The organism is Natronobacterium haloterrestre (assembly GCF_900112205.1).
Lineage (GTDB): Archaea > Halobacteriota > Halobacteria > Halobacteriales > Natrialbaceae > Natronobacterium > Natronobacterium haloterrestre.
Window position 1 is genome coordinate 121,407 of the sequence record NZ_FOKW01000010.1, and the last position, 23,394, is coordinate 144,800.

Consider the following 23,394-nt stretch of genomic DNA (forward strand, 5'->3'; position numbering starts at 1 on the left):
CTGAGGGGAGGAGGGAAAGGGACGAATCGCGTACCGCATTTCGAGGGAATCAACTGGGATTGACGAACGCAATCCCCTCTTGAACGGCCTCAGGCCGGCCCAAGAGGGTAATATGGTCACCCCGCTCGACGACGGTGTCGGCGGTCGGAACCCTGGCCGAGTCGTCCTCGCCGTTACTGAGAAGCGCGATCAGGCAAGTATCAGGGAGCATCGGTCCGATTTCCTGGATCGTTTTTCCAACGAGTTCGTCGTTGGCGACCTCGACTTCCTGGATGTCGCCAGTCCGGCCGATAGTGGTCATCCATCGGGAGATCGCAGGCCGTTCGATCTGATTGTCGATCGCCCACGCGGTCGCCATCGCTCCGGAGATAGTGCGCACACCGAGTTCCCTGAATGCATCGGCGTTATCCGCGTTGTTCGCCTTCGCGATGACGGTCTCGACGTCGAATTTCGCCTTCGAGAGCTGCGAGACGAGCAGATTCGCGTCGTCGTCGCCGGTCGCAGCGATGACGATTTTGGCGTTCTCTGCGCCGGCCTCACGCAACACGTCCGTATCGGTTCCGTCCCCGATAACGGTAGCGTAGCCGGCGTTGCGTACCTGTTCAACGACCGTTTTTTCTTCCTCGATGATGACAACGTTCTCGCCACGGTCCTCGAGGCGTTCGGCGAGCGCACGGCCCACCTGTCCGCCCCCTACGATGATGACTCTCATGGGTATCACGTCCAAGTATTGTGCGATATAGCGCGCCAGACCGCCCTCCACAAGGGCAGTAAGGAAGATGACCAGAAAAACCGTCCCGATCAACAGATCGGCCTGCTGGGCCAGCGCGGGGTCGCCCAGTTCCGTGGCGGCCGTCCGGAGTTCGACGGCAAAGAGCGTCGCGACCGACGCGGGAATGATTCCTCGCGGCCCGACGGCGCTAATAAACAGTCGCTCGGAGAGGGTAAACCGGTCACCGATCGTCGAGACGAACACCAAAAGCGGGCGGATCACCAACGCGACGGCGATCACGACGCCAAGGCCGGCGAATCCGACGTCGAAAATCGCCTCCGGAGGCAACTGGGCGGCGAGCGCGATGAACACGAACGACAGTACGAGCAGCGTGATGTCGCCCTTGAAATCGGTGATCTCCTCTTTGTAGGGAATGTCGGTATTCCCAAGGACAACGCCGGCGGTAGCGGCGGCGGCGACGCCGGCCTCGCTCGCTAGCTGGTTCGCGCCCGCGTAGGCGACCAGCGCTCCAGCGAGGACGAGCAACCGCGCGTTCCGCGGCGCAGCACCCGGCGAGAGGTCGACGTACCGCAACAGGTAGATCAGCAGGGCTGCAACGAGGATGCCCACGAGTAGCCCCTCGCCGAGACGGAGCGCGAATCCCTGGATCAATCCCTCGGCGGCGACGGTCGGATTCACTGCCTCGAAGAGGACGACCGCAGTGATCGCGGCAGTTACGTCGTTGACGATCCCTTCTGTTTCGAGGACCGCGGCGACCCGGTCACGGACCGGGACGACCGCGAGGATCGGGGAGATCACCGTCGGCCCGGTGGCGACAAGCAGTGCGCCGATCACGAACGACAGTTCCCAGGGTAACCCCTCGAGAACCCTGACGGCGACTGCGGTGCCGATCAGCGCGATGATCGCGCCGACAGTCACGAGTCGAACCGCAGCTCGCGGAGCCTCCCGAATACGATCGAACTCCAGGTGGAACGCGCCCTCGAAAACGATGACTGCGACAGCGAGCCCGACGATCGCCGGCAAGGCCGTACCGAACGTTTCGCTAGTCACGAGCCCCAGACCCGGTCGTCCGATGAGGACTCCCACGAGCAGAAAGAAGATGATGCTCGGAATCTGGAGCCGGGCTGCGAGGATTTGAGCGAGCACCCCAAGGCCGATGATACCTGCAACCAACGGAATCAGGAATTCACTCGCCACGTTTATCTTTCCGTGCAGTCCCCCGAAGGGGATGTCGAATAATAAACTACGTGGTTGAAGAACCCGCCGCTCGAACGGTTTTGATCGTCTTTCACGTCTTGGGGCACTCGGAGGGACGTGTCCGAGGGATCACGACTCCCGGCGCGTCTGCCCCACAGCGCACTCGAGCGGAAAGGGCAACGGCTCGTCTGAGGGGAGACTCCCGGACGCTACGGATCAGTTCGGATCGTTACAGAACATCGATTACCGGTTCGTCCTCGAGCAGTCGCGTCACGACCACCCGCGGCACCTCCCGGCGCTCGCGCAGTTCGCCCGCGATCTCGCGGGCCCTCGCCTCGAGTTCGGGGGTGTCGGCCATGTTGAGCAGCGGGACGACCGTCGCGCCGTCGGGAACGTCCTTCCAGCCCCCCGCGTCGCTCGCGAGGACGGTCGCGACGTCGGCTGCGGAGATACGGTCACCCGGCTCGAGGTCGGCGACGTTGGCGACCCGTTCGGGCCGGTGGACGTGCTCCTCGTCGAGTCGTTTGCCGACGACGCGGACGCTCGCGATCGGGACGACCACGTCCGTCCCTGCGGGCAACTGCGGTTCGTCCTCGTCGGGCGCCTTGAGCCAGCGGGTGCGCGCGCCGTCGGCCTTCACCAGCACGGTTTCCGGCCCCTCGAGGGCGTTCGCAAGCGCGTCGACGTCGGCCGTGTCGTAGCCGAGATACCGGTCGCCCTCGCGGGCCGCGGCGAGGCCCAGCGGCCGCGAGTCGGTTTCACGCGCCGCCGCGATCGGATCGTCGGCCACCGTCAGCGTCGCTACTCGGTCGTCGAACGGCGGGATACGGACCGTCGTCGTCACGATCGCTCGCTCGAGTCGCTCCGCGAGCGCGTACAGCGTCGATTTCTTCCCGCCGGCGCCGACGACGGCGAGGACGGTCGGTGACTCGGTGGCGGACGCGTGCTCGTCCAGCAGTGCCCGCTGGAGGGGGACCGTCATCCTCGAGGCCACCTCCGGGCCGGACGGGCGCTGCCGGTCGACGTCCCGGCTCGATACGTCGGGTCGTCGCTCATGCGTGCCGGTTCGCGGCGCTCGAAGAAAGGCCTACGGGCTCCGTTCGAACGTCGGCTCCTCGGGGACGATCTTCAATCGTCGTTGTACGCGCTCTGCCGGGAATCGTCGTTCGGTCCGCTGGCTCGCTCGTCCGGGGAACCGGTGCCCGTTCCCGTGTCCGTCTCGGTCAGCGTCACCTCACCAGTTCCGTCGACGCGAACCTCGTACCCGTGATAGGCGAACGAGACTGTCGTGTCCGCGTCCCCCGACTCGACGAGCGCGTCGAGGGCGTCGGGATCGATCGTGCTGTACAGCGGCGGCTCGAGCGTCGCCGGCTCGACGTCGTCCGCCTCGGCGATTTTCGTCACGACGCGCTGGCTCGGCGGCGTCCCCCTACTCATATTGCCCAGTTCGAACACCTGATTGATAAGCGCGGTGGCAGTTTCGGACCGGTGAGAGTCGACCGCCGGCCGACCCCAAAAGCTATAACCTATGGCAACACAGTACTAGTCGGTGGGCTCCCCCACCCTATCCCCACCGACGGCGCACGCGCCGTCACCCCCCTGTTCCCCCTCTCCCCACTTCCCCACGGACTCGATCGTTGTGAGAAGTAGCGACTGCGGTAGAACGCGATGCACGGATCGAAAACGTGCCGCTGCGGGCGGTTCGTACGGATCCCTGTACCGACGTACCGGCGCACCCGCCGCACGAGTCGCGGGTACGCCGGAACCGACGGACGGTAACCCGTATCAATCGAGCGTCAACTCGAGTTCGAGCAACCCGAGATACGAGGGGGCGTTGCCCCCACTGGTTCGGAACTCCGTCGGGGTCGAGTCGACGTACTGGTAGAACTCCGGCTGAGTCGAGGGGACCATCATCGTACCGTCTTCCCCGCGCAGGTAGGCGGGCGAGTCCGTCTCCTCGAGTCGGTCGGCGCGTTCCTGCCAGGCCTCGTCGTCGTAGAGGAAGATCCCGAACGAGAACCGTCCGCCGGCCAGCGCGTCCTCTTTGGTCTCGAACGCGTCGGCCTCGTCGACGCGGTACTCCTCGTCGGTCATCCAGGCCAGCGCCGACAGCCCCTGCGTACGCAGGAAGTAGAGGTCCCAGGACAGCGTCGCGTCGAAGATCGCCCAGGCGTTGCGCGGGCCGACCGCGTCGAGCTGGACGCTGAACGCGGGCCGGCCGCGCGAGCCCGTCGGTTCGTGGACGAACGTGGCGTCGTACGCGGGAACGCGGATGCCCCGATCGTGGTAGACGACGCCTTTCGACGGCGTCTCGATATCGCTCCGGGCGGTCAGCCCCTCGACGAAGTCCAGGATCGGGATGCCGCCGGTGTCCTCGAGGCGTTCGAAGAACGAGGAGACGTGGTGGACCTCCGACCAGGGGCGGGGTCGTTCGCCGTCGTCGGGGCCGGGGCCGGGACCGGGACCGGGTCCGGGTCCGCTCATGGGTCGCGTCGCCCTCCGTGGCGGCTGTTCGAGTGGGTTCGGGGCCGGGACTCGAGGCGGCCAGTCGATGTCGGTATGGATGTTCCGCGACGTGCGGTGCTGGTGCCGGTCTCCGTTCCGGTGTCGAAAGCGGATCCGGGGCCCGTGACGACGGTGTGCATATCCGTTCGAAACGGCCCGATTCGGATTAGCTTTCCGAAGCAGGCGGCCTCGCGGTCACCCTGCCGATCGTCGTCCCCGGTCGCGCGGCGAACGCCGCCGACACGGAGCGACACGCCTTTTTGACAGCGCCGGGCAGGTTGTGGTATGGATCCAAAGCGGGAACTCACGAGCGTCGACCTCGCCGCCCTCGTCGGGGAACTCGGGACCTACGAGGGGGCGAAGGTCGACAAGGCCTACCTCTACGGCGACGACCTCGTCCGCCTGAAGATGCGGGACTTCGACCGCGGCCGCGTCGAACTCCTGCTCGAGGTCGGCGAGGTCAAACGCGCCCACACTGTCGCCCCCGAACGCGTCCCCGACGCGCCGGGCCGACCGCCACAGTTCGCGATGATGCTGCGCAACCGGCTCTCGGGCGCGGACTTCGCCGGCGTCGAACAGTACGAGTTCGACCGCATCCTCGAGTTCGTCTTCGAGCGCGAGGACGGCACCACCGGGATCATCGTCGAACTGTTCGGCCAGGGCAACGTCGCCGTCACCGACGGCGAGTACGAGGTGATCGACTGCCTCGAGACGGTCCGGCTGAAATCACGTACTGTGGTCCCGGGCTCGCGCTACGAGTTCCCCGACACCCGGACGAACCCGCTTACCGTCTCCCGGGAGGCGTTCTACCGGGAGATGGACGACTCCGACACGGACGTCGTCCGCACCCTCGCGACCCAACTCAACTTCGGCGGCCTCTACGCCGAGGAGATCTGTACCCGCGCCGGCGTCGAGAAGGCCATGGACATCGAGGAGGCCGACGAGGCGGTCTACGACCGCCTCTACGAGGCGATCGAGCGGCTGGCGATCGACGTCCGGAACCGGAACTTCGATCCGCGACTGTACCTCGAGGGCGGTGACGATGAGGACGACAGCGAAGACGCGGACGCGACCCCCGCACGCGTCGTCGACGTCACCCCCTTCCCGCTCGAGGAACACGAGGCCGAAGGGCTCTCCGCGGAGGCGTACGACTCCTTCCTGACGGCGCTCGACGACTACTTCTTCCGGCTGGAACTCGACGAGGAGGAGGAACCCGACCCGACCGAGCAACGGCCCGACTTCGAGGAGGAGATCGCCAAACACCAGCGGATCATCGAACAGCAGGAGGGGGCGATCGAGGGCTTCGAGCAGCAGGCCGACGAACTGCGCGAACAGGCCGAGTCGCTGTACGCCGAGTACGGCCTCGTCGACGAGGTGCTCTCGACGATCCGGGAGGCCCGCAAGCAGGATCGTCCGTGGGACGAGATCGAACAGCGCTTCGAGGAGGGGAAGGAACGCGGCATCGAGGCCGCCGAGGCCGTCGTCGACCTCGACGGCAGCGAGGGCACCGTGACGGTCGAGGTCGACGGCGAGCGGATCGACCTGATCGTCGACGACGGCGTCGAGCAGAACGCCGACCGCCTCTACACCGAGGCGAAACGCGTCGAGGAGAAGAAGGAGGGCGCGCTCGCGGCCATCGAGGACACCCGCGAGGACCTCGAGGACGCCAAGCGCCGCCGCGACCAGTGGGAGGCCGAAGACGCCGCGGAAGACGACGAAGATGACGACGAGGAGGACGAGGAGGAACGGGACTGGCTCTCGATGCCGTCGGTTCCGATCCGCGAGAACGAACCCTGGTACGACCGCTTTCGCTGGTTCCACACGAGCGACGGTTACCTCGTGATCGGCGGCCGCAACGCCGACCAGAACGAGGAGTTAGTGAAAAAGTACCTCGAGCCGGGCGACAAGGTGTTGCACACGCAGGCCCACGGCGGTCCCGTCACCGTGCTCAAGGCCACCGACCCGAGCGAGGCGTCCTCCCACGACATCGAGCTACCTGAGTCGAGCATCGAGGAGGCCGCCCAGTTCGCCGTCTCCTACTCCTCGGTCTGGAAGGACGGCCGCTACGCCGGCGACGTCTACGCCGTCGACTCCGATCAGGTGACTAAGACCCCCGAGAGCGGCGAGTACCTCGAGAAAGGCGGGTTCGCGATCCGGGGCGATCGCACCTACTACCGCGACACGCCGGTCGGCGTCGCCGTCGGCATCCAGTGTGAGCCCTACACGCGCGTGATCGGCGGCCCGCCGTCGGCCATCGAGGGGCAGGCCGAGACGACCATCGAACTCGAGCCGGGCCGGTACGCCCAGGCCGACGCCGCAAAGCGGATGTATCGCCGGTTCCGCGAGCGGTTCGAGGACGAGTCGTTCGTCCGCAAGATCGCGAGCCCGGACCGCATTCAGCACTTCATGCCGCCGGGCGGGAGCCGGATCGTCGAGGAGTGAGGGCCGGCGGTGTTCGGGTGGCGGGTTTCGGCAGGCGTGTTGACGTGCTGATCGATACTCGTGGTGGCCGGTTCGCGATCGACGCAGCCGATACGCACGAACCGCCTTCCCGGGCTAACTGACGACGAGTTCGGCGTTCAGTTGTTGCTCGAGGAACACTTCCAGATCGACGCCGACGCCGAGATGATCGGTCAGCAACTGGCGCCACCGGGCCCGCATCGACTGGCCGATAACGACGTAGTCGGCGTCCTGTTCGGCGGCTTCTTTGAGAATCGCCTTCTCGAGCAGGTACGCATCCCGGACGTGGCAACTCGCGTACGGCGGTGTCTCGATCCGCTCCTCGACGGTACGCCGCAACTCCGTTCGATCGATGTCTTCCCCTTTGTGCAATACGTTCACGTGCAGGATGTACAGGTGGCTGTCGTCGAGTTCGTCGGCAACGTCGATGGCGTGGGAGATCGTTTCCACGCTCGCTTCTTGCGGGGGGTACCGAATCGGTACCAGCAGTGTAGTCCGGCTCACAGTAGTACTACGCTCGAGTACTATATGAACCCAACATCGGGTGAGCGGCTCTCCCCTACACTAGCGACCGAACCGATTTACACCCGATCACACAGTTGTCGTGCGATCGGGTGTGCACTGACTTTCAGTGGCTCCTGTAGTCTGGCTCCGTACTCGAGTGTGCGGCCGTGCTAGGTTACTCGAGTACGTCGACCACGTGGGCATCGTCGGGATCGAATCCGACGACGACGTGGCCCGAGAGCGGATCTCGTGTTCGGACCAGGAGTTCCCGTTTCCGTTTCCGTTCCCGTTCGCAGCCCTGCCACTCGAGATGGACGCGGGTCGTCTCACCGAGGAACTCCGCGCTGACGACGGTCGCGGTGATCGCGTTCGCGTCACCGTCGATCCGTAACTCCTCCGGGCGAACGCAGAAGACGACTTCGTCGCCGACCGCGAGGTCGCCCTCGTGAGCGACCGTCAGCGTCTCGGGACCGACCTCGAGTCGTGCTCCAGTTTCGTCGATGGCCGTAACAGTGCCCGCGAAGACGTTGTTGTCGCCGACGAACTCCGCGACGAACCGGGTGTCGGGTCGGCGGTAGATCTCCCGGGGACGGGCGACCTGCTCCGGCCTGCCCGCACGCATCACCGCGAGGCGATCGGAGATGGCAAGCGCCTCCTCCTGGTCGTGGGTGACGTAGATCGTCGTGATCCCCAGTTCCCGCTGGATCTCCCTGACCTGGAGGCGCAGCCGTTCGCGCAGTTGGGCGTCAAGCGCGCTCATCGGCTCGTCGAGCAGGAGGACGTCCGGGCCGGGCGCAAGCGCACGGGCGATCGCGACCCGCTGTTGCTGGCCGCCCGAGAGCTGGTCCGGCTCGCGGTCCGCCATGCCGCCGAGGTCGACCAGCTCGAGCAGTTCCTGCACCCGCCGTTCGTCGGGGATGCCGCCGGGCGCGTCGGCGAAGTTGAGCCCGTAGGCGACGTTCTCGCCGACGGTCATGTGCGGGAACAGCGCGTAGTTCTGGAAGACGACGCCGACGTCGCGGTCCTCGGGGGGGACGCCGGTGACGTCCTCGCCGCCGAACCGGACGGTGCCTGTCGTGGGGGATTCGAAGCCGGCGATCAGTCGCAGGGTCGTCGTCTTCCCGCAGCCGGACGGGCCGACGAGGGTGAAAAACTCCCCCTCGCGGACGGCCAGGGAGACGTCGTCGACGGCCGTCGTCTCGGCGTAGCGTTTGGTGACACCCTCGAGTTCGAGGGCGATCGGCGCGTCCCGGCCCTGCTCCCGGTCGTGTTCCCGGCGCTCGCGTTCGTGTTCGCGTTCGGCCGCACTCGAGGGACGGTTTTCAGATGCCAACGCTCTCACCTCCGAGACGGTCGATCACCACGAAACTGACGCTCGTGACGACAAGCAAGACGACGCCCATTGCGGTTGCCGGTCCGAGCCGACGGCCCCTGAACCGTTCGATCGCGACCGGCATCGTGAACTGGTCGGTGCCGGTCGCGAGGATCACCGTCGAGGAGAACTCGCCCATCGATATCGCGAAGGCGAAGGCTGCACCGGCGACGACGCCCGGCCAGATCAACGGGAGTTCCACGTCGACCAGTGCCCGCACTCGCGACGCACCCAGGGCCCGCGCGGACTCGATCAGCGTCCGGTCGACCGACTCGAGGCCGGGCGCGACGGTCCGGACGACGAAAGGGTAACAGGAGACGGCGTGGGCGGCGACGATCGCTACCGCGCCGGCGACCGAGATGCGCCAGCCGCCGATCTCGATCCCGAAAACCGGCCCCCGGAGGAGTCCGATCCCGACGACGATCCCGGAGACGGCCAGCGGGGCCATCAGGGTGGCGTCGACAAGCTTCCGGCCGCGGTAGCGACGGGTCGTCAGTACGGCGATGACGACCCCCATCGGCAGGGAGAGCACGAGCGCGCCCGCGGCGAAGATCAGCGAGTTGCGAACTGCGTCCCAGGGGCGAACCTGGAACGCCGCCGCAGTCTCCTGGCGCTCTAACAGGAACCGGTAGTGCTCGAGGGTGAGGCCGTTTGCCCCGTCGACGCTCGCATAGAGCATACTCAGGACGGGCGCGACGAAGACGAAGACGGCGACGACGCCGTAGAGGGCGAGCCCCAGCCGCGGCAGCAGTTCTCGGACCGACAGCGACGGCGGGGAGAGCGGTCGCCGCGGCAGCGGACGGATCCCCCGCGAGCGGACGACGTGGGTCGCCTCGTACCGCAGGTAGCCATAGAGGATGCCAAGGGAGATGACGAGTTCGACGATCGCGAGCGCGGCCCCCTCGGCGTAGTTCAGGTCCTGAATCAGTCGGTAGACGAACACTTCGACGGTCGCCAGCTGGAAACCGCCCAGCGCGAGGACGATCGGAAAGGTACCGAACGTGAAGACGAACGCCAGCGCCCCGCCCATCAGGACGGCGGGGTACAACTGCGGCGCGACCACGTCGCGGAAGGCCCGAAACGGGCTGGCTCCGAGGCTGCGGGCGGTCTCGATCGCGCTCGCGTCGACCGACTCCCAGGCCGCGGTCGTTACCCGGGCGACCAGCGGCGCGTTGTAGAACGCGTGGGCGAGCAGGATGACCGTCAGCGAGGGGAGCAGGTCGACGGAGCCGAGCCCGAGCGCGCCCAGGACGGCGTTGACGGTCCCGTTCTGGCCGAACGTCGCGACGAAGCCGATTGCCACCATGATCGACGGCATGACGAAGGGGAGGATCGTCAGGGCCCGCAGCGTTCGCCGGCCGCGGAACTCGTAGCGGGCCAGCAGGTAGGCCGCGGGCAGCCCGAGCGCGACGCTCAACAGCGTCGACAGCGCGGCCTGGTAGGCCGTGAAACCGACGACGCCGATGCTGCGATCCGCGGAGAGCAAGTCCCGTGCGACAGCGAGCGGCGACCCGCCCCGAAACAACCGCGCGAAATCGCCGAAGTAGAGCGGATCCCGAAGGATCTCGAGGAAGACCGAGAGCGTGAGCGTGCCGCGGACGTAGACCGACTCGAGGAAGACGGTCGCGACGGGGTAGTAGAACAGGACGACCAGGACGAGCGTCGTCGCGACGCCGAAGACGGCGATGGCGCGGCGCTCGAGGCGGTTCTGGACGCGGCGGGTGAAGCCGTCGGCATCGGCGTCGGCGGGCGGATCGGCGGTGGGTCTGTCCGAACCGCCGCCTCCGGCGACGTCCGCCGCGGGGTCCACCGCGTCGGCGGCGGGGGGGCCGGGGTCGGACGGCTCGTTCGTGTTCGTCATCTCGCCGCAACCCTCCGTCTCCGCCGTCGTCTCCGTCTCGACCACGCGAGCGGTTTCCGATGGCCCGTCTCGCGTTCGACGGGGCCCGAGCGGCCACGCCGGCGCCGCTCTCGGGGACGACGCCGACGACGACAACGACAACGGCTATGTGCCCCACGGGACAACCCGGTGGTACCACGATGACCGTATTCGCCCTGCTTCGCGTGACGCCCGTGACCGACGACGACATCACCGCGGACGTCGCCGCCGCGATCGACGCCCTCGAGGACTACGACGTCGAGTACCGGACGACGCCGATGGCGACGATCCTCGAAGCCGAGGACGTCCACGAACTGTTCGCGGCGTGTGCCTCGGCCCACGAGGCGGTCGGTACCGCCGAGATCCAGACCACGGTACAGGTCGAGGAGAAACGCGAGGTCGAGATGGCGGCCGAGGACAAGGTCGACGCCGTCGAGTCGGAACTCGGACGCGAGGCCCGCAGCGAGGGCGGGATCGACGGCGACGGGGACTGATCGGGACCGCGATCGACGGCCGTCGCTCAGCGAGTGCCGACGGTGTGCGCTCCCGTCGCGAGCGGTGCGTGGGTCGTGGATCGTTCGGAACACGGAATGGTAGTCAGGCGCGCTCGTTCGAGCGTCGGGTCGACCGATCAGTTGCTCCCGACGACTTCTCGCTCCCACTCGTCGAGCCAGTCGGTGAGGTTGCCCTTGAGTTCGTCGTAGCCGAATAAGACGGTCTCCTCGGGTTCGATGGCGTACTCGGCGTAGGCCTCGGGGAGTTCGGTTTCCTCGTTGACCGGCCCGGTGACGTTGCGGTTGGCGATCTCGGCCTGCGTTTCGGGCTCGAGGATGAAGTCCATGAACTCGTGGGCGAGGTCGTCGTCGGAGCCGTCGGCGAACCGGGCCATCCCGGCCATGTTGGCGTACCCCTGGTCGTTCAGGGTCGAGACCCGGTGTTTCTCGAGGTCGTTGCCGAACCGGCTCGCGTAGACTCGATCGTTCGTGTAGGAGACGACGACCGGCACCTCCTCTTCCTCGAACTGGGTGTAGACGTCGCTCCAGGAGTTGAGCACCCGGACGTCGTTGTCCATGAGGTCCGACCAGTAGTCGAGGTAGCCGTCCTCGTCGAACCGATCGATCGTCCACAGCAGGAACAACAGACCGGTCGTCGAGTCCTGGGGGTTCGAGAGCGCGATCTGACTCTCGTACCGATCCTCGAGCAGATCTTCGAACGTCTCGGGTTCCGTGACGTTTCGACCATCGTAGACGATCCCACAGTGGCTCCGGAACGTCGGGACCGCGCGGCCCTCCGGGTCGAAGTAGTATTCGTCGCCGATGTTCTCGGCGTTCGAGAGGACGCTCTCGTCCGTTTCGGCGAACAGGTCGCCCTCGAGGTTCTCCTCGACGCGGACGAGGTTCTGGGGCCGGACGCCGAGGAACAGTTCGGGGTCGATCTCGAGGCCCTGGTTGTGGCGTTCGGCGTAGTAGTTGAGTTCCTGGTCGGGGGTGTGCCACTCGAGTTCGACGTCGTGACGCTCCTCGAAGGTCTCCTTGATCCAGACGCCCGGGCTGTCGCTCGGTGCGTCGACGAAGGTGCTGTAAGTACCGACCGCGAGGACGTCGTCGTCTTCGACCGAGCCTTCGGTGTCGCCGCTGGTGTCGCCGCCGTCGTTCCCGCCGCCGTCGCCGCTGTTGCCGTTCTCTCCGTCTTCGATGTCCACTGCGGAACAGCCCGCCAGTCCCGTGGTCACGAGTGCGCCACTGGATGCGAGAAACGTTCGTCGTCTCATGACCTGGTGGTCGCACCCGGTGATACGTAAGGGGATCGTTTCCGAAATCGCGCCTCAACGGGGGTCGTCGCTCGGTTCAGGATGGCCATCGCCATCGGTTGGGAGTTCGATCCGGGCCGTCTCGGGGACCGGCGCGTCCGGATCCGCGAACTCGAGGCGACCCGTCGCGGCCAGGGTCCGGAGCGCGTAGAGGGTCCGGTCGTCCGGCGCGCGCTCGAGGATGCGATCCTCGACTGCGCCGTACCACGCGAGCGGGTGGTTCCCGGGCTCCCCCCACCCGGTTCGCGGGACGAGAAACGGCGGTTCCCAGTCGCCGTCGCGTTCGGTGAACTGCCGTGTCGGGGTGTGTCCGACCAGATTCAGGCACCGATCGACGGGCGCGAGCGTCCGATCGGTGACGGCCGCGCGCTCTCGAGAAACCGCCGCCACGCGGGCGTAGTACCGGCGCGCGAGTTCGGCGTGGAGTTCCTTCTCCCGGCGCAAGCCCAGCGGAACGCGCTCCCAGGCCCGCACGTACGCGGGGTCCCACAGCGGGAGCCACCAGTCGACGCCAGCGTTTTCGTAGGCCCGACAGTCGCCGTTGGTGAACGTCGACATGCGCCCGCGCCACTCCCAGCGCTCGTAGGCCGCTGCGGCGGTCGCGGGGTCGGCGATCGCCTCGGGTTCGCGGCCCCCCAGTAGTCCCCGGCGGATCCGTTCGCGGGCCGCCTCGCGGAACCGGTCGTCGTCCCACTCCCAGAGCGCGTAGTGGGTCTCGAGGACGTAGTCGATCAGCCCCTCGAGCGAGGGTTCGATCGCGTCGTCCCCGTCGGCGCTCGAGGTGCAACCGACGGTCCCTGTCGCGGGTTTTTCGTCCTCTCCGACGAACGTCGGCACCCGCTCGCTCGGCGTCGCGACGGTGTGACCGGGACAGTAGAGCGTGTCGGCGGGCAGTCGCCCCTCGTCGACGAGGGTTCGAAGGGCGGGCCACTCGGCGAGGAAGGGGAGCGCGTCGCCGCCGAACGCTCGCTCACGGTACCGTTCGCCTGCCGGTCCGTGGTACCACTCCCGCCAGGTCGCCTCGTCGTAGGGAACGTGGGCCCACTCGATACCGAGACGGTCGGCCACCTCCCGGCTCACCTCCACGTCGGGGTGGCCCGACCGGCCGAACGTGTAGCCGATCACCTCCCGGCCGCGCTCGACGAGCGCCGCCGCCAGCAACCGCGAATCGTAGCCCCCCGACAGCGGGAGGACGACCGGCCGGTCGCCGGCGACGCGCTCGAGGCGGTCCAGTGCCGTTTCGAGGGCGGACTCGAGTCTCCGGACGTGCTCGTCACGGCCGACCTCGGAGTCGCTGACGTCGCGATTTCCCCGGCCGGCCGGCCAGTACTCGCGGACGGTCCGTCTGGTGATCCGCCCGTCGCGGATTCGGACGACCTCGCCGGCCTGCGTGCTGTAGACGCCGCGCCAGATCGTCTCCGAACCGGTCACGTACCGCGTCAGCAGGAACTCGCTCTCCGTGGCGGGGTCGGTCTCGGCCCCGAGTCGGTCGCGGACGAGTCGCCCTCGATCGGAGACGATCGTCCCGTCGCCGTCGTAGTACAGCGGGATCGAACGCGCACCGTCGGCGATCAGGAACGTCGCGTCGTCGCGGACGACGACGACCGCGTAGAATCCCTCGAGGTCGCCGGCGACGGCCGCGAGGGCCTCGAGTCCGGATCTGGAGGACGATTCACCCGCGGCTCGGCCGTCGACTGCAAGCGGGTCCAGAAACCGTTTCGCGAGGTCGGGGCCGCTGAGGACGGTGTCGCCGTCGAACGCCCGGCCGCGAACCGCGACTCCGTCGTCGCGTGTCCAGTCGGCCGCTCGAAGGGCCGTTTCCATACCCGTGATTTCGGGAAGGAGTATATAGGCCCGGCGGTGGGCAGGACGTCGACCGGTTCGACGATCCAGCGGTCACACCGGCAGAGCCGGACCGACGTGACGATATCCCGCCCAGCCACGGCTTCGGCCCCACGCACGGTCGCTCGAGACGGTCGTCGGGCCGATTCACGGTGGTCGGTACGGGGCCGACCGATAATGGGAGAAACGCGGTGAGGACTTCGACGTCCCGACCAGTGAAATGGAGACCGGAGACCTGGGAGCTACTGACGGCGGTACCGTTCGTCCACGGAGGGCTCCCGGACCGGGATTTCCACCGTCGACGTCTCGTCGAAGCCAGCCTCGGTAGCGGCCGACGAGCGGTCCGTCGTCGACTCCTCGAGCGAGGCCGTGGCTTCGGTTCTCGCTTCGACCGCGAGTTGCCGCTTCCGTTCGGCCGCATCGTAGGACGAACCGAGTGCGATCAGGAACCCCGTCATCGCGGTCACGAGAGCGACGCTTCCGATCGCGACGATACCGATCGAAACGAGCGTTCCCGAGAGGACCTGACCGGCCGTCAGCAGCGACACCGCAGTCACGGCCGCGATGAGCGTGAACAGCCGGGCCAGCCGACCCGTATCGAGGCCGGCGATTTCCTTCTCGCCCGTCGTATCGCGCAGCACGGACAGGACTCCGTCGTAACTGCCGCCGCTTCGGGCGTTCCCGGCCGAGTGGATCGACTGGGCGATCCACATGCCGGCAGTGAAGTTGAGCAGCGCGACGAACGAGACCAGTCCGATCTGCCCGTCGACGAACAGTCCCGTCACGATCGCGCCCGTGAGCGAGAGTGCCATGATACCGTGGGTCACTAGCGACCGCGTGCCGAAGTCTTCGAGGCTGTGGGAGTATCCAGAACTCATACTACCCAATAGGGGCCCAGCGCTCATAGAACGAACACCTACCAGTGCAACAGTTCGAGTACGGGACTGGTCGCTGACCGTGACGTATCCGGCGGGACGAGTTCCATGGTGAATGATCACAATCGCCTTGGTGATGGAGGGGAAACCGTCCAGATATGGGGGTCCCTGCCTGGTTCCGAACCCTTCCGACGTGGGCGGCCGTCCTGAGTGGACTGCTCGCCGTACTCGTCGCGATGACGGCGCTGTCGATGGTCTTGGGTATCGTCTTCGCCGGTATCGCCATCGGGGTCGAGGTCGGCAGTCTCGCGGTCGGTATCGTTGCTGCCCTCCTCGGGCTCACGATCGTCCTTGTACCCGTCGTGGCAGCCGTCCTCGTCCTCTCGAGCGACGACGAACCCGACACGGTCGGTGACGAACCGATCCCTGAAGTCGACTCTCTCCGCGAACGCTATCTGAACGGTGACCTCGACGAGGAGGCGTTCGAGCGACGGCTCGACGAGTTACTTGCCGACGCAGACGACGAGCCGGGTTCTCTCCCGTCGGGGGAGCGACCGGGCGAGGGACGATCGTTGCTCGAGGAACACGACCGGTAGTTTGCGAGTTACGGAACCGCAACAGCGATCGCAGCCCACTTATCGCCACCCCGAGAATCCACGGGCATGCAGATCAAAGACCGGGAGCCCCTGGAGGGCGGACGCGAACGGGTCACGGTCGTCCCCGAGAGCGTCGACGACCTCTGGCACCTCCAGTACGTCCTAGAGCCCGGCGACCGCGTCGCCGGCGACACGACCCGGCGGATCCAGCGCAACGACGACCAGATGCGCGATACGGGCGGCGAGCGAGAACACATGTGGGTCGCCATCGCCGCCGAGGACATCGAGTTCCACAAGTTCGCCAACCGACTGCGGGTCGGCGGTGAGATCGTCGCCTGTTCGCGCGAGGACCAACTCGGCTTTCACCACACGCTGAACGTCGAGGAGCGCGACGAGATCTCGATCGAGAAGCGGTTCAAGCCCGACCAGGAGGCCCGCCTCGAGGAGGCCGAGGAGGCGACCGAGAACCCCGACGTCGCAATCGCGACCGTCGAGGAAGGACAGGCCCACGTCCACACGGTCGCCCAGTACGGCGCCGAGGAGCGGGCGTCGATCACCGGCCCGACCGGCAAGGGGGAGTACGCCCGCGAGCGCTCGGAACTGTTCGCGGAACTGGCCGACGTTCTGAAACGCCAGGACGCGGACGCGATCATCCTCGCCGGTCCCGGCTTCACCAAACAGGACGCCTACGACTACCTCGAGGACGAGTACCCGGAAGTCGCCGAGAAGGTGACGATGGTCGATACGGCCAGCGTCGGCGACCGGGGCGTCCACGAGGTGCTGAAACGCGGCGCGGTCGCGGACGTCCAGCAGGAGACCCGCATCGAGCGCGAGGCCGAGTACATCGACGAACTCACCGAGCGGATCGCCCAGGGGGCGAAAGCGGCCTACGGTCCCGAGGAAGTCGAGAAGGCGGCGGAGTTCGGCGCGATCGACCGGCTCCTGATCCTTGACGACCGACTGCGGAAGGAACGCGGCCCCGACGGCGAGTGGGACGTCGACGTCGACGGAATCGTCCGCACGACCGAGCAGAAAGGCGGCGAGGTGACCGTCTTCTCGAGCGAGTTCCCGCCGGGCCAGCAGTTGGCGAACCTCGGCGGTATCGCCGCACTGTTGCGGTATCGCCTCGAGTAGTGCCGTGTCGGTGTCGGCCGCGACGTCGACGGCGGCGGGCCTGTGGCTGCTCGCGATCGTCCTCTACGGTGTCGGCGACCTCGTCACGACTGCCGTGGGGCTGCGTGCGGGGCTGAAGGAGGGCCAGCCGTTCGTTCGACGACTGCTCGGCGAGTCGCCGACGGCGTGGCGGGTCGCCCTCTTCGGCCTGTACAAGGCCGTCCTGCTGGGCGGGTTCTACCTGGCCTACGTCGCTCTCGAGGGACTGGGGATCCGTTTCCGGTTCGCGATCCCGGCGGGCATCGCCGCGATCGGCGGCTACGCCGTCGCGACCAACGTCCGGACTATGCTGACCCCTCGGTAGACGAAGACGGGTCGACGGGGATCGCTTCGCCCGCCTCGATCAACTGGATCAGTACCGACGCGAACAGCGAGCCGGAGCTCCAGATCGCCGTCTCGCTGCCGTCGTCGTCGTCGACCACGCTCAGCAGGATGCCGTCGTCCGCGATGGCGATCCGGCCCGACCGTCGGTCGGTCTCCGGGAAGGTCGAGGGCGTCTCGACCGTGACTCCCTCGAGGGCCTCGAGTCGCTCGCGCACTCGGTCCTCGCGGGTGAGACCGAGGACGGCGACGCCGGCGCTCGAACGCTCCTCGAGTGCCCGCTCGATGGGGTCCGTGAACAGTTCGGGGAGCCGCGTTCCGAAGACGATCCGTTCCTCGGCATCCGAAAGCAGGGCGACGACCCGGTCGTCGATACGGTCCCGTCCCCGGACGGTCCAGATGTCCTCTCGAGTCTCCTCGCCGCTGGACTCGCGTTTGACCTCGTCGACGTACTCGAAGGCGCGCTCCCGCTCCTGCTCGAAGCGGTTGCGCAGCGTCTCCTCGGCCTCCTCGAGGCTGACCGGCCGGTAACGGATCGGGCTCGACTGCTGGGTTTCGACCAGGCCCCGGGCCTCGAGGCTCTCGGCGACGCTGTAGACCTGTGACCGCGGGACGTCGGCGACCCGGGCGACGTCCCGCGCGGTCCCGGACCCGAGTCGGTGGAGCGCGATGAAGACCTTGGCCTCGTAGCTCGTGAGCCCGAGCCGTTCGAAGGCGTCGATAGCCCCGTTCTCGTCGACGCTCATCGTCGATCACCCCGGTCGGCGTCCTCGTTCCCGTCGTCGCGGGCGTCGGAGTCCGTCCGTTCGTCGCCCCCCTCGATCGCCAGCCCGCCGTCGCTCGCCGCCGTCGTCGGTTCCCGGCTCCGGCGTCGGTCGAAGGAGACGTCCGGCCCGAAGTACCGCGTCCAGAAGACAAGCAGCGCCGGCAGGACGACGACGCTGGCCAGGAACGCGTAGGTGATCGTCAGCGCGGTGATGATCCCGAACTGGCGGAGCACCGGCAGGATCGCGAACGCGAGGGTCCCGAAGCCGCCGACGGTCGTCGCCGCACTGCCGAGCAACGCGCCGCCGGTGCCGGTAACCGTCGTATCGAGTGCCGACCAGACGTTGCCCTGGCGCTCGAGTTCGAGCGTGTAGCGGGCGCTGACGTGGATGCTGTAGGCGACGCCGAGCCCGATCGTGAGGCTGGTGATCATCCCGGTCAGCACGTTGAACGGCATCCCGACGAGGTACATCGTCCCCAGGATCCAGCTGGTGGCGAAAGCGACCGGCAACAGGGTGACGGTCCCGAGCGTCGCGCTGTTGCCCGTCAGCCAGTAGGCGGCGGTCAGGAAGAGGAAGACCGCGACGAGTGTCACCAGCAGACTCTGAAGAACGGTGTCGAACAGGTCCTGTTCGACGATGTAGTTGACGATAGGGTCGCCGGTCGCGATGGCGCTGACCCCGGCATCGCCGTCCTCGAGCCCGGCCGCGATGGCGCGCATTTCGTCGGTCGTCTCCGCGAACGTCGCCTCGCCGTCGGTGGCCACGATCAGCCGAGCCGAATCGTACTCGCCGCCATCGGTGCGGTGGAGGACGTCGCGTGCACCGTCCTCGTTGGCCTCGAACAGTTCGTCGTACAGCGCCGTCACGTTCTCGTCCGGGACGCCGTCGCCGGTCGTGTCGGCGGCCTCGAAGGACTCGTTGAACGACTCGTTTCGGGCCGCGGTTTCCTCCATCACCGACAGCGGCCCGCGGACGTCCGCATCGCCGTTCGCCAGCGTGTACGCGACGGGGCTGTCCGCGGCCTCGTCCCGGGCTGCATCGAGTTCCTCGAGGACGTCGCCGTCGGCCACGTCGCCCTCGACGAGGATCTGAGCCTGTGCGTCCTGGCGCTGGAAGTTGGCGTTGATATAGTCCAGGTCGTCGGCGGCCTGGTACTCGCCGGGCGCCATCGCCGCGGGCAGGTTCTCGGTCCAGTCGGGTGGACTCTGCGCGAGGAAGTCCTCCTCCTCGAAGCTGGTGTCGACCTGGCTCGCGCCGTAGACGCCGCCAGCGGTGAGCAACAGGACGGCCACGACGAGGACGAGCGGGATCCGACGCGCCGCAACCGACCCCGCCGAGAGGACGCTACTGAACCGGCCGCCGCCGGTCCCGAACGCCCGCTTGTGGCGGTCGTAGCCCCGGTCCTCGAGCAGCGAGTCGATCTCGACCTTGGCGGCGGGGATCAGCCCGCCGAAGACGACGAGCGCGGCGAGGATCCCGACGGCGCTGACGACGCCGAACTCGCGGATGGGCTGGATCGGGCTGACGAGGTTCGCGAGGAAGCCGATCGCGGTGGTCGCGGTAACCCAGACCAGGGCGACGCCGACGCCGGCGAGGGCGATCGTCATCGAACTCCGGAGCGCGCTCGAGCCGGTTTCGGGATCGCGTCCCGCGGACCGGTGGGACTCGCGCTGTGTCTCCCGCTGTTCCCGGTGGCGCATGAAGACGTGGATCGCGTAGTCGATCGAAAGCCCGATCAACAGGACGGGCACCGCGACGAACATCTGGTTGAACGCGATCCCGGTCCAGCCCATGAAGCCGAACGTCCAGACGAGTACTGCTACGATCCCCACCAGCCCGAGGGCGATGTCCAGCGGGTCCCGGTAGGCGATCAGCAGCGCCGCGGCGACGAACGCCAGCGCGAGCGGACTCACGATCGCGAGGCTGTCGCCCATCGAGCGGTCGATCTCGTCGGTGATGACGCCCGCGCCGAAGACGATCTGGTCGTGGTCGTGTGCCGTCGCCAGTTCCCGCAGGTCGAGTTGGGCCTGGACGACCCCCTCGTCGCTGTCGGCGGCCGCGCCCATCTCGAGCCCCTCGCCGGCGGTCTCCTGAGTGATCGAGGTCATCCGGGCGTCGGCCTCGGTCGAGCCGGGGTCGTAGTCGGAGGGCATGAAGGCCAGCCCCGCGCCCCCATCGTCGTCGTCGGAGAGCGTCTCCTCGAGCGCGTCCTCGAACGCCTCGTCGTCGATCTCTTCGAGGGTCTCGATCTGCTCTTCGAGCGGCGGTCGCCCGTCGTCCTCCTCGAGTTCCTGCCAGTCGTCCTCGAGGGCTTCCTGGTCCGCTTCGAACGCCTCGAAGTCCTCCTCGAGTTGCTCCTGGTCCGCTTCCAGTTGCTCGGAGTCCTCCTCGAGGGCCGCGTACTCGTCCTCGAGAATCCCGGTCGTCGCGCCGGCGTAGACGCCCTCGAGTTGCTCGTTCAGTTCCCCGTACTCGGGCACCGACTCGGGGTCGTCGGCCGACTGCTCGATCTCGTACAGTTGCGACTCGATCTCTCGAGCCTGATCGGCGAACGCCTCGTACTCGGCCGTCCGTTCGTCGTCGAGGTCGGCGCTGGCAGTGACCTCCTCGAGCAGCGTCTCGTACTCGGCTTCGATCTCGGCGACGCCCTGCTGGTACTCGGGGTCGTCCTCGTCGTAGGTCTCGTTCAGTTGCTCGTACTCGCGCTGGAGGTCCCGAGCCTCGTCGATTCCGGCTTCGAGTTCCGCGCTGCGTTCTTCGAGTTCGGCCTGTCGCTGTCCGAGTTCCTCGCCACGTTCCTCGAGGTCTGCGCTGCGTTCTTCGAGTTCCTCGCCACGTTCCTCGAGGTCCTCTCCGCGTTCCTCGAGGTCCTCGATCTCCTCGTTGGTGATCGCCGTGATCGCGACGAGGTTCTCGACGCCGGTGATCGGCTCCTCGTCGACGAGCGTTTCGTTTATCGACTCGTTGTTCCTGATCTCCTGCTGGAATTCGAGGGACTCGAGTAACGACTCGCGGGTGAGGACGTTCCCTTCCCGATTTATCAACTGGACGCCGGTCGTGTTCTCCTCCTCGCTGGCGACGAACCGGTCGTCGATCTCCTCCATCGCCTCGGCCTCGGGCGAATCGGTCTCGAACTGCTCGAGCGAGGAGTCGTCGTCGACCATCGGTGCTCCCGCGCCGACCAGCGCGGTGGCCAAAAGAAGGACGACGAAGACGGTTCGGGAACGGTTCGTGACGACGCCTGCGAGTCGCTCCGGGAAGCTCATTCGACCGCCTCCCTCGAGCGACGCGGGTTGTTCGTGGCGACCATGCTGTTGTTATGATCCTACAAACGCCGCTCGCGTAAACGTATTAGGATACTTATATTATCGTGAACGTCACGGTTCGCGACGGGTCGCCGCGTAACAGTGGACAGTAGCGGAGGTTCTTTACCCGGTCTCGATTCTGGAATTGGAACAGGCGTCGGCAACTACGCGTGAAACGTGGGCGGCAGCATTTTATCAGTTTCAGATACTGTTCAAATGAAGACCAAGGCGGATTCCCCGCCCCACTGTGGGCGGGGTTGAAGCCGACACTCGCCGCACCACACCAATCTTTGAGTGGTTGGTATCCCAATATATTGGTAGTGGTCGGCGGCCCACAGTTGTCGCCGGCTACGGGCCGCAGTCAACCGGCCCCGAAGTCAGGGATACCGACCCGTGAACGCCCGAAAGCCCTTCGGGTACGACGCGGTGAGTCCACTGACAAGCCACGGGCCACCGCGCCCGCGGCAGTTGACTGAGTCGTGCTGAATACAGAGCGCGAACTTTTTCCGCGTCGGGTTCGCCGGAGGCGAACCACTCGCGCAAAAACTTCGATGAAAAAGGCGGGCTGCTCGGCCTTCGGCCTCGCCGCCCGAGAACCGCGCTCGCTTCGCTCGCGCGGAAACTGGTGCTGAATCTATACTCTGTATTCAGCACGCTCCTCTTGACAACAGTACGTAGTTCGATCAAGTCTTGCTGAATACAAGTCGCGAAAGTGGCACTGAGTTTCAGTCCAATTTGGGAAGGTGGTGATCGCTCAATACACGATACGTAGTGAGCAAGTCGGGTGCTATCACGAGCGAATTGGCGGAGTCGTTCGGCCCCGCTATACTGCTCTCTGGGAGGTTTTTACAGCCAGCGCGACATCGTTCGAGTAATGGCGTCTGAGGCGACCTTCACCGTTCCAGCCGACCAGTTCCCCCTCGGCACCGTGTTCGCACAACTACCAGACGTAACGGTCGAACTCGAGCGACTGATCCCGTCGCGTGACGTGGTGATCCCCTACTTCTGGGTTCGGGGAACGGAAGTTGAGGACATTGAGGGAGCGTTTTCTGACCACCCGGGCGTGAAACACATCCAACTCGTCGATTCCGTTGAGAATGAGTATCTCCTGCGTGTCAAGTGGTCACTCGAATACAACGACGTGCTGAGTGTACTGACCGAGGCAGACATCCCGCTCATCAAGGCGACGGGCACGAGTCAGCAGTGGACGTTCGACATTCGCGGGGACACTCGAAGCGATGTTGCAACCTTTCATTCTCGGTGTCGAGAGTTGGACATCCCGGTCACGCTGACGGAACTGCACGCACTGACGCCGGTCGAGACTAAAACCGAGGCAGCACTCACTGAGCCACAGCAAGAGGCGCTGGTACTCGCCTACGAGCGTGGGTATTTCGAATCGCCGCGGGAAGTGACGATGGAAGAACTCGGCGACGAACTCGGAATCTCCCAGCAGGCCGTCGCGTCTCGGCTCCGCCGTGGGACGAAACATGTGCTCGAGAATACACTTCCCGAAACGGAGGATTCGGATCGATGACCTACTTAAACTATGTTGTATAATCAAAAGTAGAGTTGAGGCAGCTACCCGTCGAAAAAGTAGTGAGAATGCCCGACGGGGAGAGCGAACGGACGATCGCCAAATGTCTCGATTGCGGAGCGGCCTATGCGGCGAAGGAATGGCCGGACGGGACGATTCAACCGATCGGGATAAGAAACGGGTGCCAATGTGGTTCATCGGAGTTTGAGATCGTCGAAAAGGCGAGCAGTACCGATCCCCGTGAAGATTGAGTTGACTGACTTTGAGAGACACCGGGCTACTCAGGAATCGAAGGAAACCGCAAAGGTATCGTGCTGCATCCACCCTCTATTTAGCACGCCGCATCTGGCAGATATCGGAGAGGTCACAAATTGTCGTGCGCCATCACTCACCTGTACTGGGGAGTGATTTCACGTAACAATTCGATTGACATCCTCCTCCGCGTGAACGCGGAGGAATCCCGAGCGGTGGGAGTTTCACCTATGGAAACGCTGCTGTCCGAACAAACCACCGCTGGCGAC

18 protein-coding genes are annotated in these 23,394 nt (G+C 66.3%); 6 read left to right on the forward strand and 12 right to left on the reverse strand.

Features of this window, described 5'->3' with window-relative positions:
- Window positions 1-49: 49 nt before the first annotated feature.
- The 4 genes from BM113_RS17935 to BM113_RS17950 form a co-directional block, all read right to left on the reverse strand.
- Window positions 50-1,930 (reverse strand): cation:proton antiporter domain-containing protein, encoded by a 1,881-nt coding sequence (locus tag BM113_RS17935; RefSeq protein ID WP_089789396.1) that lies wholly within the window; start codon window positions 1,928-1,930, stop codon window positions 50-52.
- Between the two features lie 229 nt (window positions 1,931-2,159).
- Entirely contained in the window at window positions 2,160-2,912 is a 753-nt protein-coding gene (yqeC, locus tag BM113_RS17940) for a selenium cofactor biosynthesis protein YqeC (RefSeq protein ID WP_089789397.1), read from the reverse strand.
- A 146-nt stretch (window positions 2,913-3,058) separates the two neighbouring features.
- A complete protein-coding gene (locus BM113_RS17945; protein WP_089789398.1) occupies window positions 3,059-3,367 on the reverse strand; it encodes a HalOD1 output domain-containing protein in 309 nt (102 codons plus the stop codon).
- Between the two features lie 348 nt (window positions 3,368-3,715).
- Window positions 3,716-4,414 (reverse strand): hypothetical protein, encoded by a 699-nt coding sequence (locus BM113_RS17950; protein WP_089789399.1) that lies wholly within the window; start codon window positions 4,412-4,414, stop codon window positions 3,716-3,718.
- A gap of 306 nt (window positions 4,415-4,720) precedes the next feature.
- Here BM113_RS17950 and rqcH point away from each other — a divergent pair, with 306 nt between their 5' ends.
- Complete coding sequence (gene rqcH / locus BM113_RS17955) at window positions 4,721-6,877, forward strand: ribosome rescue protein RqcH (RefSeq protein WP_089789400.1); 2,157 nt, start codon at window positions 4,721-4,723, stop codon at window positions 6,875-6,877.
- A gap of 114 nt (window positions 6,878-6,991) precedes the next feature.
- Here the strand turns inward: rqcH and BM113_RS17960 are convergent, their stop codons facing one another.
- The 3 genes from BM113_RS17960 to BM113_RS17970 all read right to left on the reverse strand — a co-directional run bounded on the left by BM113_RS17960 (window position 6,992) and on the right by BM113_RS17970 (window position 10,632).
- The gene (locus BM113_RS17960; protein ID WP_089789401.1) at window positions 6,992-7,345 is read right to left on the reverse strand and encodes a universal stress family protein; all 354 of its coding nucleotides are present in this window, start codon (window positions 7,343-7,345) and stop codon (window positions 6,992-6,994) included.
- A 229-nt stretch (window positions 7,346-7,574) separates the two neighbouring features.
- Window positions 7,575-8,741, reverse strand: coding sequence for an ABC transporter ATP-binding protein (locus BM113_RS17965; protein WP_394327724.1), 1,167 nt, complete (start codon window positions 8,739-8,741; stop codon window positions 7,575-7,577).
- Window positions 8,722-10,632, reverse strand: a complete 1,911-nt coding sequence (locus BM113_RS17970; protein WP_089789419.1) for an ABC transporter permease — start codon at window positions 10,630-10,632, stop codon at window positions 8,722-8,724. Before BM113_RS17970 ends, BM113_RS17965 begins: the two co-directional genes overlap by 20 nt.
- A gap of 179 nt (window positions 10,633-10,811) precedes the next feature.
- Here BM113_RS17970 and BM113_RS17975 point away from each other — a divergent pair, with 179 nt between their 5' ends.
- Entirely contained in the window at window positions 10,812-11,144 is a 333-nt protein-coding gene (locus BM113_RS17975; protein ID WP_089789403.1) for a thiamine-binding protein, read from the forward strand.
- Between the two features lie 137 nt (window positions 11,145-11,281).
- Here BM113_RS17975 and BM113_RS17980 read toward each other — a convergent pair whose 3' ends face one another.
- The 3 genes from BM113_RS17980 to BM113_RS17990 all read right to left on the reverse strand — a co-directional run bounded on the left by BM113_RS17980 (window position 11,282) and on the right by BM113_RS17990 (window position 15,180).
- Window positions 11,282-12,421 (reverse strand): thiamine ABC transporter substrate-binding protein, encoded by a 1,140-nt coding sequence (locus BM113_RS17980; RefSeq protein ID WP_089789404.1) that lies wholly within the window; start codon window positions 12,419-12,421, stop codon window positions 11,282-11,284.
- A 54-nt stretch (window positions 12,422-12,475) separates the two neighbouring features.
- Window positions 12,476-14,284, reverse strand: coding sequence for an asparagine synthase-related protein (locus BM113_RS17985; RefSeq protein WP_089789405.1), 1,809 nt, complete (start codon window positions 14,282-14,284; stop codon window positions 12,476-12,478).
- Window positions 14,285-14,544: 260 nt separating this feature from the next.
- The gene (locus tag BM113_RS17990) at window positions 14,545-15,180 is read right to left on the reverse strand and encodes a hypothetical protein (protein ID WP_089789406.1); all 636 of its coding nucleotides are present in this window, start codon (window positions 15,178-15,180) and stop codon (window positions 14,545-14,547) included.
- Between the two features lie 155 nt (window positions 15,181-15,335).
- Between BM113_RS17990 and BM113_RS17995 the strand changes: the two genes are divergently transcribed.
- The 3 genes from BM113_RS17995 to BM113_RS18005 all read left to right on the forward strand — a co-directional run bounded on the left by BM113_RS17995 (window position 15,336) and on the right by BM113_RS18005 (window position 17,250).
- Complete coding sequence (locus BM113_RS17995; RefSeq protein WP_089789407.1) at window positions 15,336-15,773, forward strand: SHOCT domain-containing protein; 438 nt, start codon at window positions 15,336-15,338, stop codon at window positions 15,771-15,773.
- Window positions 15,774-15,839: 66 nt separating this feature from the next.
- Window positions 15,840-16,907, forward strand: coding sequence for an mRNA surveillance protein pelota (locus BM113_RS18000; RefSeq protein WP_089789408.1), 1,068 nt, complete (start codon window positions 15,840-15,842; stop codon window positions 16,905-16,907).
- Window positions 16,908-16,917: 10 nt separating this feature from the next.
- Entirely contained in the window at window positions 16,918-17,250 is a 333-nt protein-coding gene (locus BM113_RS18005) for a DUF5658 family protein (protein ID WP_245758098.1), read from the forward strand.
- On the opposite strand, the gene BM113_RS18010 is transcribed toward BM113_RS18005, so the two are convergent.
- Together BM113_RS18010 and BM113_RS18015 are read right to left on the reverse strand one after the other, a co-directional pair.
- Window positions 17,231-18,013, reverse strand: coding sequence for a TrmB family transcriptional regulator (locus BM113_RS18010; protein ID WP_089789410.1), 783 nt, complete (start codon window positions 18,011-18,013; stop codon window positions 17,231-17,233). The genes BM113_RS18005 and BM113_RS18010 overlap by 20 nt on opposite strands.
- Window positions 18,010-21,300: an MMPL family transporter gene (locus BM113_RS18015; RefSeq protein WP_089789411.1), complete on the reverse strand. Its 3,291-nt coding sequence runs from the start codon at window positions 21,298-21,300 to the stop codon at window positions 18,010-18,012. The genes BM113_RS18010 and BM113_RS18015 overlap by 4 nt, the downstream gene beginning before the upstream one ends.
- 913 nt (window positions 21,301-22,213) lie before the next feature.
- Between BM113_RS18015 and BM113_RS18020 the strand changes: the two genes are divergently transcribed.
- On the forward strand, window positions 22,214-22,873 hold the full coding sequence (locus BM113_RS18020; protein ID WP_089789412.1) for a helix-turn-helix domain-containing protein: 660 nt from the start codon (window positions 22,214-22,216) through the stop codon (window positions 22,871-22,873).
- Window positions 22,874-23,394 lie beyond the last annotated feature (521 nt).

Bases quoted from the DNA above. Each gene is read 5' to 3' on its own strand.
- yqeC (WP_089789397.1), bottom strand. From the start codon at position 2,912: ATGACGGTCCCCCTCCAGCGGGCACTGCTGGACGAGCACGCGTCCGCC.
- BM113_RS17945 (WP_089789398.1), bottom strand. From the start codon at position 3,367: ATGAGTAGGGGGACGCCGCCGAGCCAGCGCGTCGTGACGAAAATCGCC.
- BM113_RS17950 (WP_089789399.1), bottom strand. From the start codon at position 4,414: ATGAGCGGACCCGGACCCGGTCCCGGTCCCGGCCCCGGCCCCGACGAC.
- rqcH (WP_089789400.1), top strand. From the start codon at position 4,721: ATGGATCCAAAGCGGGAACTCACGAGCGTCGACCTCGCCGCCCTCGTC.
- BM113_RS17970 (WP_089789419.1), bottom strand. From the start codon at position 10,632: ATGACGAACACGAACGAGCCGTCCGACCCCGGCCCCCCCGCCGCCGAC.
- BM113_RS17975 (WP_089789403.1), top strand. From the start codon at position 10,812: ATGACCGTATTCGCCCTGCTTCGCGTGACGCCCGTGACCGACGACGAC.
- BM113_RS17980 (WP_089789404.1), bottom strand. From the start codon at position 12,421: ATGAGACGACGAACGTTTCTCGCATCCAGTGGCGCACTCGTGACCACG.
- BM113_RS17985 (WP_089789405.1), bottom strand. From the start codon at position 14,284: ATGGAAACGGCCCTTCGAGCGGCCGACTGGACACGCGACGACGGAGTC.
- BM113_RS17990 (WP_089789406.1), bottom strand. From the start codon at position 15,180: ATGAGTTCTGGATACTCCCACAGCCTCGAAGACTTCGGCACGCGGTCG.
- BM113_RS17995 (WP_089789407.1), top strand. From the start codon at position 15,336: ATGGGGGTCCCTGCCTGGTTCCGAACCCTTCCGACGTGGGCGGCCGTC.
- BM113_RS18000 (WP_089789408.1), top strand. From the start codon at position 15,840: ATGCAGATCAAAGACCGGGAGCCCCTGGAGGGCGGACGCGAACGGGTC.
- BM113_RS18010 (WP_089789410.1), bottom strand. From the start codon at position 18,013: ATGAGCGTCGACGAGAACGGGGCTATCGACGCCTTCGAACGGCTCGGG.
- BM113_RS18015 (WP_089789411.1), bottom strand. From the start codon at position 21,300: ATGAGCTTCCCGGAGCGACTCGCAGGCGTCGTCACGAACCGTTCCCGA.
- BM113_RS18020 (WP_089789412.1), top strand. From the start codon at position 22,214: ATGGCGTCTGAGGCGACCTTCACCGTTCCAGCCGACCAGTTCCCCCTC.